Origin of the sequence: Onishia niordana (genome assembly GCF_004798965.1) — a bacterium.
Classification (GTDB): domain Bacteria; phylum Pseudomonadota; class Gammaproteobacteria; order Pseudomonadales; family Halomonadaceae; genus Onishia; species Onishia niordana.
Window position 1 is genome coordinate 425,589 of the sequence record NZ_SDSD01000003.1, and the last position, 12,371, is coordinate 437,959.

Consider the following 12,371-nt stretch of genomic DNA (forward strand, 5'->3'; position numbering starts at 1 on the left):
TTCTTTATTGATGCCCCGATTGGCGCTAATATGGCTAAATATCCAAAAATCCAGACCGCTGAATGCCGACAGACGGCGAGGTGCACCAGGCCACTCAGGCGGTGAGTCGATGCAAAGAAGGAGAAAGGCGTCATGGCGCGAAGCGGTGTGCAGTACGAGGATGTACAGCGGGCGATTCATACCCTGATGAGCCGTGGAGACACGCCGAGTGTGCAACGCATTCGCGAAGTGTTGGGCACCGGCAGCTTTACGACCATCAGCGAGCACTTACGCCTGTGGCGAATAGAACGTGACGAAAATCGAGATCAGCCCCCGTCTCAGGAGTTACCTGAGGCCTTGCAGACGCTGACGCTGGAGTTGTGGCGACAGGCGCAGGAAGTTGCTACCGAGAGCTTGGCGCTCTATCGTCAGGAGGCTGATCAGCGCGTCACCACCGCCCTGGAGGCCAGCCAGGAAAGTGAGCGCCGAGCAGAAGATGCCGGCCAACGTGAATCGGCGATCGCCGACCATCTAGCCAAGGCCCAGTCACGACTGGAGGAACAGAGTGCCACCCTTGCCAGTTGCCAAGCCGAGCGCGATGCCCTCGCGGATCGCGAGGCAAAAGCCTTGCAGCGGGTTCAGCAGCTCAATAAGGAGCTCACACGGCTTCAAGAACGCAACGAAGCGCTGGGCACCCAGCATCAGGAAGAGCTGGCGGCACGTGATGCCGACTATCAATCGCGCCTTCAGCAAGAAGAACAGCGCAACGAAGCCGCCGAAGCCCGTCTGATGAGCCTGCTGGACGATGTCAGGCAGGAGCGCCAAAACGCCGACAAACAGCATGGCACTCGTCAGGCGCAACTTGAGGCCCGCAATGAAAGCCTCGACAAGCAGCTGCAGGAGCAGCGAATGCAGCTGGCTGATTACCGGCAACGGGAACGGGAGGCGAGCTGGGAGCTAGAGCAGCGAAAAGAACAGGATCGGGAGAGAAAGCGCGAGCAGGAGCGCATCGAACATCGACTGGAAGAAAAGGATGAGGAAATCGAGACGCTAAAAAAACGGCTGCTTGAAACACAAGCACGGCTGGCTAATGCCCCTCTACCGCCCTTTATTTACTGAAATAAAAGACGGGCGCCAATGGGCGCCCGTCTAGTATCAATGCGGTAGCGAGTCCAGTTCAACTTAAGTGGCCACTGGGCCCGCCCCGCATACTCAACGGTAGTAGGCCTGGCTGGTATCGCTGTGATCGGTAACATCACGGATGCCGGCGAGCTCAGGGATACGTTCCAGCAGGGTCTTTTCAACGCCGTCCTTGAGCGTCAGGTCGACCGCGGCACAGCCCTGGCAACCACCACCAAATGCCAGCACGGCGACACTGTCTTCAGTAAGCTGTGTCAGTTTGACCTCACCGCCATGGGCGGCAAGCCCCGGATTGATCTCACTGTAAAGCACGTAATTGACGCGATCTTCGAGAGGACTGTCGGCATTGACCTTGGGCATCTTAGCGTTGGGCGCCTTGATGGTCAGTTGCCCACCCATGCGGTCGGCATTGAAATCGACAACGGCTTCGTCGAGAAACGGCACACTGTTCTTGTCGAGGAAGACCGTGATCTTGTCGAGGTCAAGTTTCTCGTCGGTCGGTTCTTCCTCGCCCGGCCGGGAATATGCCAGGCAGGTCTCTGCATAGGGCGTGCCCGGCTGGGTGATGAAGATACGCACGGCGATGCCTTCAACATTCTGCTTTTCAAGCAGTTCGGCAAGATAGCCTTGGGCACTGTCTGTAATCTGGATGCTCTGACTCATGGGACGCTATTCCTGATTCGAGAGGTCGAATTTGCTTTTCATGTTAAGGAAAAGTGCGTGCCGAAACAATCCCGAGTGAAATACTCAGGCATCCAACATTGCCCCCCATTTGGCGCTGCCCGTCTCAAGCGCCTTTCTGGTAAGCTAACGCGCAAAACCGAGCCCCTCGATATCCCGACCCTGCTCGACACAGTATAAGACGCGACTCACGCTGGAGACCGCCCCGAATCATGGCCGCTACCCCGACCCCCGTTACAGCCACCCTCGCCGAACGCCTTGCCTCCCACATTCTGATCCTGGATGGCGGCATGGGCACCATGCTGCAGAATGCCAGCCTCGACGAAACCGACTTTCGTGGCGACAGGTTCGCCGACTGGCCATCGGACCTGAAGGGCAACAACGACCTTCTGGCACTGACCTGCCCGGATCTGGTGGCGCGCATTCATCGTGACTACCTGGAAGCCGGCGCTGAAATCGTCGAGTCCAATACGTTCAATAGCACGCGCCTGTCGCAGGCCGACTATGGCATGGAGGAGCTGGTACCCGAACTCAACCGTGAGTCGGCACGTCTGGCCCGCGAGGTCTGCGATGCGGTGGGAGCGGAAACCGGGATACCACGTTATGTCGCTGGTGTGCTCGGCCCAACCTCGCGTACGGCCTCGCTATCCCCGGACGTCAACGACCCGGCCAAGCGCAATGTCACCTTCGATGAGTTGCGTGAAAACTACTATGAGGCCGCTGCAGCCCTGATCGAGGGCGGCTCCGATCTGATTCTGATCGAGACCATCTTCGATACGCTGAACGCGAAGGCGGCGATCTATGCGCTTGAGGAGTTGTTCGAGGATCTGGGAACACGCCTGCCGGTGATGATCTCCGGCACCATCACTGATGCCTCGGGTCGCACGCTATCCGGCCAGACCACCGAAGCCTTCTGGAACTCAATTCGGCACGCCAACCCTTTCTCCGTGGGACTGAACTGCGCGTTAGGGGCCGAGGAACTGCGTCCTTATCTGGAGGAGCTGTCGAACAAGGCCGATACCTTCGTCTCGGCGCACCCCAATGCCGGCCTGCCCAATGAGTTCGGCGAGTACGACCAGACGCCTGAGGAAATGGCGTCAGTCGTTGCCGAGTTCGCGAGCAGCGGCCTGGTCAACATCATCGGCGGTTGCTGTGGCAGTACGCCAGAGCATATCCGAGCCATCGCCGATGCGGTGCGTGACATGGCGCCTCGTCAGGCCCCCGAACGGCCGATCGCTTGCCGGCTCTCGGGCCTTGAACCCTTTAACATCAGCGCCGATTCGTTGTTCGTCAACGTCGGTGAGCGTACCAACGTCACGGGGTCGGCGCGCTTCAAGCGCCTGATCAAGGAAGAGGACTACACCACTGCTCTGGAGGTCGCACTAGAGCAGGTCGAGAATGGCGCCCAGATCATCGATATCAACATGGACGAGGGCATGCTCGAGTCCGAGGAAGCCATGGTGCGCTTCCTCAACCTGATTGCCGGTGAGCCCGACATCTCGCGGGTACCGATCATGATCGACTCCTCCAAGTGGGAGATCATCGAAGCCGGCCTCAAGTGCGTTCAGGGCAAGGCGGTCGTCAACTCCATCTCCATGAAAGAAGGCGAAGCGGCCTTCCGTGAACAGGCAACCAGGTGCATGCGCTATGGCGCCGCCATTGTGGTCATGGCCTTCGACGAGCAGGGTCAGGCCGACACCTTCGCCCGCAAGACGGAAATTTGCGAGCGCGCCTATCACCTGCTTGTCGATGAGATCGGCTTCCCAGCGGAAGACATCATCTTTGACCCCAACATCTTCGCTATCGCGACCGGCATCGAAGAGCACAACAACTACGGCGTGGACTTCATTCAGGCCACCCAATGGATCCGTGAGCATCTGCCTCACGCCATGGTATCCGGTGGTGTCTCCAACGTTTCCTTCTCGTTTCGCGGCAACAACCCGGTGCGCGAGGCCATTCATTCGGTATTTCTCTACCACGCCATTCGTGCCGGTCTGAGCATGGGCATCGTCAACGCGGGTCAGCTGGCAGTCTACGACGACCTGCCTGAAGAACTGCGCGAAGCGGTCGAGGATGTGGTCAACAACCGTCGCGACGATGCCACCGAACGACTGCTCGACATCGCCGACAAGTTCAAGGGTGACGGCAGTGGTGCCGCCAAGAAGGAAGACCTTGAGTGGCGTTCCTGGGAAGTCGAGAAACGTATCGAACATGCGTTGGTCAAGGGAATCACCGCCTATATCGAAGACGATACCGAGCTCGCCAGGCAGCGGGCGACGCGGCCCATTGAAGTCATCGAAGGCCCCCTGATGGATGGCATGAATGTGGTGGGCGACCTGTTCGGCGACGGCAAGATGTTCCTGCCCCAGGTGGTGAAATCCGCACGGGTCATGAAACAAGCGGTCGCCTACCTGATTCCCTACATCGAAGCGGAGAAAAGTGGCGAGACCCAGGCCAAGGGCAAGATCGTGATGGCCACCGTTAAGGGCGACGTCCATGACATCGGCAAGAACATCGTCGGCGTGGTGCTGCAGTGCAATAACTACGAGGTGATCGACCTCGGGGTGATGGTGCCGACCGAGAAGATTCTGCAGACCGCCCGCGACGAGAATGCCGACCTGATCGGCCTGTCGGGCCTGATCACGCCATCGCTTGACGAAATGGTCCATGTGGCCAAGGAAATGCAGCGCCAAGGGTTCAACCTGCCTCTGTTGATCGGTGGCGCCACGACGTCCAAGGCGCATACGGCGGTCAAGATCGAACCCCAATACGATCAGCCGGTGGTCTATGTCACCGACGCCTCCCGGGCTGTGGGTGTGGCCTCTCGCCTGTTATCGCCCGAGCTCAAACCGGCCTACACTGCCGACCTGCGCGCCGAATATGAAGTGGTGCGTGAGCGCAACGCCAAGCGCCGTCCCAAGGCAGCCGACCTGAACTATGCCCAGGCCCGCGAGCGTCGCTTCAAGACCGACTGGGCGGCCACCCCGCCGGTAGCGCCGAGATTCACCGGGCTCAAGGTTTTCGATGCCTACAACCTCGAGGAACTGATCGAGCGTATCGACTGGACACCCTTCTTCATGAGCTGGCAGCTAGCCGGCAAGTACCCGAAGATTCTCGACGACAAAGTTGTCGGCGAAGCGGCCCGCAACCTTTTTGAGGATGCGAAGGCGATGCTTGCCAAGTTGCTCGACGAAGGCCATATCACCGCTCGCGGCGTGATTGGCATCTGGCCGGCTAACAGCGTCGACGACGATACGATCGAGGTCTATGCCGACGAATCGCGCAGCGAAGTCATCGAGCGCCTGCATCACATTCGCCAGCAGACCACCAAGAATCGTGAGGGTATCTGTTATAGCCTCGCCGACTTCATCGCCCCGCGCTATAACGCCAATGGGGAAGAAAGCGGCATACCAGACTGGATTGGCGGTTTCGCTGTCACTACCGGACATGGGGTTGATGAGCTGAGCAAGCGTTATGAAGCCGCCGGTGACGATTACAACGCGATCATGGTGCAAGCCCTCACCGACCGCCTTGCCGAAGCCTTCGCCGAGCGTATGCATGAGCGGGTGCGCAAGGAATTCTGGGGCTATGTCCCCCAGGAGTCACTCGACAACGAGTCATTGATTGCCGAGAAGTACCAAGGCATTCGGCCGGCACCCGGCTATCCGGCTTGCCCTGACCATACCGAGAAGACCACGTTGTTCCGGTTGCTTGATGCCGAGCAGAATAGCGGCCTCATGCTCACTGAAAACTTCGCCATGTGGCCAGCAGCAGCGGTCTCTGGCTGGTATTTCGCCCACCCGCAGTCAAAGTACTTTTCGACCGGCAAGATCACCCGTGATCAGGTCGAGTCGCTGGCCAGCCGCAAGGATATGCCGCTTGCCGAAATGGAGCGCTGGTTATCGCCGGTGCTCTCCTACGATCCGAGTTAACAGCGTATGAACTGATCGTGAGCGACCGCTACACACTCACCTTCGCTGCACCCTGTTGCCCATCCTGAGCGGTGGGCGTCCTCACTTGACCGGAAGACGGCATGCTGCCCGAACCCTCGCGACGCAATACCATCCTCAAGTTAGCGCTGCCGATCATTGCTGGCATGCTGTCGCAAAGTCTGCTCAATCTCATCGATGCTGCCCTTGTCGGTTCGCTCGGTGAAACAGCGCTTGCCGGTGTCGGTATTGGGGGTTATGCCATGTTCATGGTCACCGCCCTGGTGTTCGGCTTGTCCTCTGGCGTACAAGCGCAGACCGCCCGGCGTCATGGTGAGCAGAACTGGCACAACCGTACCGATGCCCTGTATGCCGGGCTGTTGATTGCCCTAGCGCTGGGCCTGCCGCTGACGCTGCTGTGTATGTGGCAGGCCCCTACACTGCTTGGATTGATCAATCCGGATCCGGGCGTCAGCAGCCAGGCAGTCGAGTACTTTCGCTGGCGCGTAGTCTCTCTGGTAGCGGTTGCCATGATCTTCTGCTTTCGCGGTTACTGGAATGGCGTTCAACAGACCGGTATTTATCTGCGCATCATCTTGATCACGCACGGGGTCAACATACTCACAAGCGTGGGGCTGATTTTTGGCTACGCGGGCCTGCCTACGCTCGGTGCCGCTGGAGCAGGCGCAGGAACCAGTCTCTCCTTGCTGCTCGGACTCATCCTATGGGCACTCTACACGCATCGCCATGCAGCCCCTATCTTCGGCCATCCTGCTGGCACCTTGCTCACCACTCTGCGCCTGGCGACACCGCATTCCTTCCAGCAACTCTGGTTTGCAGGCGGCTATACGGTGCTGTTCTGGATTCTTGGTCAGCTGAACACGGCCAGTGTGGCGGTCGGTCATGTGCTGGTGAATCTCTCGTTGTTGCTGATCCTTCCCGGTGTCGGCCTAGGGGTAGCGGCAATGAGCCTGGTCGGCCAGGCGATGGGGCAACAGTCGAATCAGGACGCCCACCGCTGGGGCTGGGATGTGGTGCGCATCGCTTGGATGTGCCTGGCAGTACTCGCACTGCCGATGCTGATATTCCCCGATGCAGTGCTAGGTATCTTCCTGCGCGACCCCGCCCTGGTGGCATTAGGACATCTACCGCTGCAGTTGACGGCACTGATGATCGTATTGGATGCCTGTGCGCTGGTACTGGGGCAGGCTTTGCTTGGCGCAGGTGCCAACCGCACGGTGATGGTGATGACACTGACGATGCAGTGGCTGGTTTTTCTCCCTCTTGCCTGGTGGATCGGTGTGGGATTGGGTTACGGCTTGCTTGGCATCTGGTGGGTTCAACTTGGCTATCGCTGCCTAAACTCGCTGGGCTTTGCGCTGATTTGGCACCGTCGCCACTGGCAACGACTGGCGATATAACGATGACATGACACCATGACAGGCCTTCTCCTTGTTACCATGACGCACAGCTAGGCAGGAGCAGACGCCAGAGTGGTTCCCACCAACCACAACCAATATGTGAATGGCTTACGCCTAATAACAAATCAATCAAAAACTATGAACATTTATTCTTTCATAGAATATAAGGTTAGGAGTATGGTCGCCGGTAATAGGCACAACTCCTTCATCACGCCCTGACCAGCAGGACACGACTGAATGTATCGGTACGACAACTACGACCAGACCCTCGTCGATGAGCGGGTCACCCAGTTCCGTGACCAGATGGACCGCTACCTTGATGGCCGCCTGGGCGAAGAGGAATTCCGCCCGCTGCGCCTCCAGAACGGTCTCTATCTGCAGAAATATGCGCCGATGCTGCGTATCGCGATCCCCTACGGCATGCTGTCAAGCGATCAGCTACGTCGCCTGGCGTCGATCGCACGGCGTTATGATCGGGAATACGGTCATTTCAGCACCCGTCAGAACTTGCAGCTCAACTGGCCGGCCGTCGAAACAGTTCCCGATATCCTCGCTGAACTGGCCGACGTTCAGATGCATGCGATCCAGACAAGTGGCAACTGTATTCGCAATACCACCAGCGACCAGTTTGCGGGCATTGCCGCCGATGAAGTCGAAGACCCGCGCCCCTGGTGCGAGCTGATTCGCCAATGGTCGACGCTGCATCCCGAGTTCGCCTTCCTGCCCCGCAAGTTCAAGATCGCGGTCAGTGGTGCAAGCGCTGACCGGGCCGCTATTCAGGTTCACGACATTGGACTGCGCATGTGGCGTGATGCCGAAGGCGAAGTCCGTGTGCGCGTTCTGGCAGGCGGTGGCCTGGGTCGTACGCCGATGATCGGCGATGTCGTCTGTGATGACCTTCCCTGGAAGCATCTGCTGACCTACCTTGAGGCGTGCGTGCGCGTCTATAACCAGTTCGGTCGCCGCGATAACAAGTTCAAGGCTCGCATCAAGATTCTTGTTAAAGCATTGGGCATTGAGGAATTCCGTCGTCGTGTCGATGCCGAATGGCAACACCTCAAGGATGGGCCACAGACCCTGACGCCCGCTGCCGTAGAGGCTGCCAAGTCTCACTTTCCGGAGCCCGAGCGTCGCCCGGTCAGCGAAGAAGCTATCGCGACCTATGAGCAAAGGCGCCAAGAAGATCGCGCCCTAGCGCGCTTCGTGACCAACAACGTCACTGACCACAAAGTACCGGGGTACAAGGCCGTAACGCTGTCGCTCAAGCGTCGTGAATTGGCGCCCGGCGATGTGACGTCCGACCAGATGGACGCCGTGGCCGATCTCGCCGATCGCTTCAGCTTCGGAGAGGTTCGCGTGACTCACGAGCAAAACCTCGTGCTTTCCGACGTTCCCGTGGATCAACTGGAAGCCCTGTGGCAGGCGTTAGACGACCTGGGGATGGCCAACCCGACCGTTGGCACCCTCAACGACATCATCTGCTGCCCGGGTGGTGACTTCTGTGGCCTGGCCAATGCCGTGTCGATTCCCATCGCTCAGGCACTTCAGGAGCGCTTCGAGGATCTGGACTTCCTGTACGACCTAGGACCACTGGATCTGAATATCTCCGGCTGCATGAATGCCTGCGGCCACCACCATGTGGGCCACATCGGCATCCTGGGTGTCGACAAGAAAGGTGAGGAGTACTATCAAGTTTCGCTTGGCGGCAACTCCACCGACGATGCCTCGCTCGGCAAGATCCTCGGGCCGTCCTTCAATCGCGAAGATGTTCCGGACGTCATCGACAAGGTACTCAAAGTATACGTCGAGACGCGTCACGACGATGAACGCTTTCTCGACACGTACCGTCGCATCGGGATCAAACCTTTCAAGGAGCGGGTCTATGCCTGATCAACAGCTAACGCTGGCCCAGACGCTGCTCAAGCTGGGCGAGCCGGAAACCGACACCTGGTCGCTTTCTCGGGACAGCGAGACACTGCCCCAAGCGCGCCCGGCGATCGTACCGCTTACGTTGTGGCTTGAGGCCAGTAAGGATGAAGGCCTAGCGCCCTGGCTGCCTAGTGATACAGAGCTTGATGGCGAGCTTGCTGAAACGTTGATGGCATCACCGCGGATTGCCATCGATTTTCCCGCCTTTACGGATGGCCGTGGCTATACCCTCGCCCGACTACTGCGTGAACGCTACGGCTATCAGGGTGAGATCCGCGCCATCGGTGACGTATTGGTCGATCAGCTTTATTACATGAGCCGCTGTGGTTTCGATGCGCTGGCGTTGCGCGATGACCAGCGCCTGGATGACGCCCAGCGTGCCCTGGGGGCGTTCAGCGTAAGTTATCAGCCTGGTGTCGATACCCAGGAGGCGTTATTCGAGCGTCGTCTGCGCGAAGGCAACCAGTCCTAACACCGGTTTCACTCGTCTGGTGTTCGTCGACAGCCATTCTGCCAAGGCCCGTTTCAAACCGGGCCTTGGCGTTTTGCGTTTTATGGCAATGGAAAGTGATCTTTTCATCCGCGCCGCTTCTGTTGACGCTCACGGTTGTTGGCTCTTGCGCGCTCTGACTTCCTCAACATGACCAGCGTGGCCCCGAGCCCCCCCTGAGACGCGGGTGCAGAGGCAAAGGCCTGCACTTCGTCAAACTGAGCCAGCCACTTGGCCAGGTAGGAACGCAGTATGTTGGCAGGGCTCTCATCCTCGCGCCCTCGCCCATGAACCACCATCAAGGAACGTAACCCTTGCTCATGCGCATCCCGAATGAAGCCGAACAACTCGCGGCGACATTCCGACAAAGGACGACGCTGCAGATGCAAGTGAGCTTCGGGGGCATAACCACCATGACGAAGGCGCTCTACTACACCCAACTGAATGCCATCACGCCGATACTCTAGCGGATCATGAGACCCCACCAGTTCCACGAAGTCATCAGACAGAAAATTGCCCTGCTCATTTAACTGCTGTGCTGCATGGCGTCGAGCTTGCTGTGCCTCGTTCGGCCCCTTGCTTCGATGGCTCACATCCGCTCTATCCCTTCCCTTGGCAATAGGACGAACGTCTCCCATCTGACGTCGAAACTCACGATCCATCATGCTCATGCTGATCACCTCCGACACGGCGTGTAGAAACAGCTCGATGCCCTGACTAGCCTCCAAGAAGCATGCCATGCCAGGATGAGTACGCGAACCCCCTGACAACGTTAATCAAATAAAGGACACACCCATGCGCGTCCTGCGATACGCTCTCGGCTCAACGATCGGCTTGATGATGATCGCTGCCGTTTACTTGTGGTGGGTCCTGCTGAGCCCTTTCGGGTATGAGCCCCCCGAGGATCTGGCGGCGATCCCGGATGGCGAGTCTCAAGTGTTCGTCTATGGCACCCTGACGCATGCCCCCGTTCGCTGGCTGGTCTATGGGCGGGCGGGAAGTCCCGATGCTGCCATCCTGCCGGGCTATCGCAAGCGGGAGCTGGATCTGGTTGCTGAACAGGGGCATCAAGTCGAAGGATTGGTACTCAATGTCAGCGAAGAAGAGCTTGCAGCGCTGGATCGTTACGAACGTCTTGGTTATCGCTATGAGCGAGTTCGGGTTCAGATAGCCGACGGGAGTAATGTGTGGGTATACGTGCGTCTGTGAGAACTTTTCTGTTTAACCAGCTTCCACTTCTATCAGCTTATTCATAGCTAGAGAAGATAACGGTATAAAACCATGCCTACCTATACTCCGTCTAATGGTTGTGGGGTATTTGGGGGCCGCCTACAATATCGGCAATTACTTTACTTGCTTTCACAAGGACCTCTGCGACGTGATCACCCTCTATCACAATCCTCGCTGCTCAAAATCTCGCCAGGCACTTGCCCTGCTGGAAGACGCCGACATCGAGTTTCGTGTTCATCGCTACCTCAATGACCCGCTAAGTGCCGAACAACTCAACGATCTGCTAGACCGTCTCGACGGTGGCCTCGACGCCTTGGTGCGAACGAACGAGGCTGAATGGAAAAGCCAGAGCATCGATATCCAGGATCGCGAAGCCGTTATCAGTGCCATTGTCACTACCCCGAAACTGATGCAGCGCCCCATTGCCGACCGGGGTGACCAGGCGGTTATCGGCAGGCCTCCCGAAGCGGTACTCACCCTAGTTGATGCTGCCTGATTCACCTTTTCAATTCTCGTTCCCTGGAGCCACGATGAGCACATCCACTCCGTACGTGCTGATACTCTTTTATTCCCGCCATGGAGCGACACGCGCAATGGCCGAGGCCATGGCTGCCGGCGTCGAGTCGCAGCCCGGTATCGATGCAAGGCTGCGTACCGTCCCACCGGTCTCGGCTACCTGTGAAGCGGTCGATTCTGATATCCCCGCTGATGGTCCTGTCTATGCAAGCCTTGATGACCTCAGACACTGCGCCGGTCTTGCCATTGGCAGTCCGACTCGTTTTGGCAATATGGCAGCCCCGCTCAAGTATTTCCTGGATAGCACCAGCGAGCTATGGATGAACGGCACGCTGGTCGATAAGCCGGCTAGCGCCTTCACCTCGACAGCAAGCCTCCATGGTGGGCAAGAAACCACGCTCATGACGATGCTCATCCCGCTTCTGCATCACGGCATGGTGCTTTCCGGTTTGCCCTACAGCGAAACAGAGCTCTTCACGACAACCACCGGTGGCACGCCCTACGGTGCAACTCATCTTGCCGGACAGCGCAGCAACCGCTCCCTCGACGAGCAGGAAAGAAACCTGTGTATCGCTCAGGGTCGCCGCCTCGCACGCCTTTCATTGGCACTTGGTACTATGCGCGAGGAGGCCTGATGCGACAGTGGATGGAACGTATGGAGCGCGAACGAGGCCTGGACGCGCTGGTCGACAAGACTCGCCGACTGGTGCTCTACAGCTATATTTCCCTGATCGCCCTGCTAAGTTATGGCGGCCTGATCATTCATGACGTGCAGACCGATGGCTGGGGCCCCCTACTGGTGAGAATCGTCCCGCTGCTATTGTTTCTGCCATCGATTCTCATCAAGCGGGCCCGTGGCCATGCTTGGCTGTGCTTTGTCAGCCTGCTCTACTTCATGCAGGGCGTCATGTTCGCCACCCTACCCGGCCAGGGCCTTTTTGGCGTACTGATTGCATTGGCCTCGCTGGCTCTTTTTGTTGGCAGTCTCGGTTATGCACGGTTTCGTAGCCGCCAACTGCGTCGACAATCTGAGCAATGACGTCACACCAAGCTGAT

Annotated in this window: 11 protein-coding genes; 9 read left to right on the forward strand and 2 right to left on the reverse strand. The window is 58.3% G+C overall.

What is annotated here, in order from left to right; genetic code table 11:
* Positions 1-132 precede the first annotated feature (132 nt).
* Entirely contained in the window at positions 133-1,098 is a 966-nt protein-coding gene (locus ETC27_RS08585) for a DNA-binding protein (protein WP_136254580.1), read from the forward strand.
* 93 nt (positions 1,099-1,191) lie between these two features.
* Here the strand turns inward: ETC27_RS08585 and nfuA are convergent, their stop codons facing one another.
* Positions 1,192-1,782, reverse strand: coding sequence for a Fe-S biogenesis protein NfuA (gene nfuA / locus ETC27_RS08590; protein ID WP_136254581.1), 591 nt, complete (start codon positions 1,780-1,782; stop codon positions 1,192-1,194).
* 230 nt (positions 1,783-2,012) lie between these two features.
* On the opposite strand from nfuA, the gene metH reads away from it, so the two are divergent.
* The 4 genes from metH (at position 2,013) to ETC27_RS08610 (ending at position 9,551) form a co-directional block, all read left to right on the forward strand.
* On the forward strand, positions 2,013-5,732 hold the full coding sequence (gene metH / locus ETC27_RS08595) for a methionine synthase (protein ID WP_136254582.1): 3,720 nt from the start codon (positions 2,013-2,015) through the stop codon (positions 5,730-5,732).
* A 101-nt stretch (positions 5,733-5,833) separates the two neighbouring features.
* Positions 5,834-7,150 (forward strand): MATE family efflux transporter, encoded by a 1,317-nt coding sequence (locus ETC27_RS08600; RefSeq protein WP_136254583.1) that lies wholly within the window; start codon positions 5,834-5,836, stop codon positions 7,148-7,150.
* Positions 7,151-7,387: 237 nt separating this feature from the next.
* A complete protein-coding gene (locus tag ETC27_RS08605; protein ID WP_136254584.1) occupies positions 7,388-9,040 on the forward strand; it encodes a nitrite/sulfite reductase in 1,653 nt (550 codons plus the stop codon).
* The gene (locus ETC27_RS08610; RefSeq protein ID WP_136254585.1) at positions 9,033-9,551 is read left to right on the forward strand and encodes a DUF934 domain-containing protein; all 519 of its coding nucleotides are present in this window, start codon (positions 9,033-9,035) and stop codon (positions 9,549-9,551) included. Before ETC27_RS08605 ends, ETC27_RS08610 begins: the two co-directional genes overlap by 8 nt.
* A 104-nt stretch (positions 9,552-9,655) precedes the next feature.
* Here ETC27_RS08610 and smrA read toward each other — a convergent pair whose 3' ends face one another.
* Complete coding sequence (smrA, locus tag ETC27_RS08615; RefSeq protein WP_136254586.1) at positions 9,656-10,240, reverse strand: DNA endonuclease SmrA; 585 nt, start codon at positions 10,238-10,240, stop codon at positions 9,656-9,658.
* Between the two features lie 124 nt (positions 10,241-10,364).
* Here smrA and ETC27_RS08620 point away from each other — a divergent pair, with 124 nt between their 5' ends.
* From ETC27_RS08620 to ETC27_RS08635, 4 genes are all read left to right on the forward strand, one after another.
* Positions 10,365-10,778, forward strand: coding sequence for a gamma-glutamylcyclotransferase family protein (locus tag ETC27_RS08620; protein WP_136254587.1), 414 nt, complete (start codon positions 10,365-10,367; stop codon positions 10,776-10,778).
* Positions 10,779-10,947: 169 nt separating this feature from the next.
* Positions 10,948-11,295, forward strand: a complete 348-nt coding sequence (locus ETC27_RS08625; protein WP_240724855.1) for an arsenate reductase family protein — start codon at positions 10,948-10,950, stop codon at positions 11,293-11,295.
* A gap of 34 nt (positions 11,296-11,329) precedes the next feature.
* Positions 11,330-11,950, forward strand: coding sequence for an NAD(P)H:quinone oxidoreductase (wrbA, locus tag ETC27_RS08630; protein WP_136254589.1), 621 nt, complete (start codon positions 11,330-11,332; stop codon positions 11,948-11,950).
* Positions 11,950-12,354 carry a DUF2069 domain-containing protein gene (locus ETC27_RS08635; protein WP_136254590.1) on the forward strand — a complete coding sequence of 135 codons (405 nt, stop codon included), beginning with the start codon at positions 11,950-11,952 and terminating at the stop codon, positions 12,352-12,354. Before wrbA ends, ETC27_RS08635 begins: the two co-directional genes overlap by 1 nt.
* Positions 12,355-12,371: the final 17 nt, after the last annotated feature.

Bases quoted from the DNA above. Each gene is read 5' to 3' on its own strand.
- ETC27_RS08605 (WP_136254584.1), top strand. From the start codon at position 7,388: ATGTATCGGTACGACAACTACGACCAGACCCTCGTCGATGAGCGGGTC.
- ETC27_RS08600 (WP_136254583.1), top strand. From the start codon at position 5,834: ATGCTGCCCGAACCCTCGCGACGCAATACCATCCTCAAGTTAGCGCTG.
- metH (WP_136254582.1), top strand. From the start codon at position 2,013: ATGGCCGCTACCCCGACCCCCGTTACAGCCACCCTCGCCGAACGCCTT.
- ETC27_RS08635 (WP_136254590.1), top strand. From the start codon at position 11,950: ATGCGACAGTGGATGGAACGTATGGAGCGCGAACGAGGCCTGGACGCG.
- ETC27_RS08610 (WP_136254585.1), top strand. From the start codon at position 9,033: ATGCCTGATCAACAGCTAACGCTGGCCCAGACGCTGCTCAAGCTGGGC.
- smrA (WP_136254586.1), bottom strand. From the start codon at position 10,240: ATGAGCATGATGGATCGTGAGTTTCGACGTCAGATGGGAGACGTTCGT.
- ETC27_RS08585 (WP_136254580.1), top strand. From the start codon at position 133: ATGGCGCGAAGCGGTGTGCAGTACGAGGATGTACAGCGGGCGATTCAT.
- ETC27_RS08620 (WP_136254587.1), top strand. From the start codon at position 10,365: ATGCGCGTCCTGCGATACGCTCTCGGCTCAACGATCGGCTTGATGATG.
- nfuA (WP_136254581.1), bottom strand. From the start codon at position 1,782: ATGAGTCAGAGCATCCAGATTACAGACAGTGCCCAAGGCTATCTTGCC.
- wrbA (WP_136254589.1), top strand. From the start codon at position 11,330: ATGAGCACATCCACTCCGTACGTGCTGATACTCTTTTATTCCCGCCAT.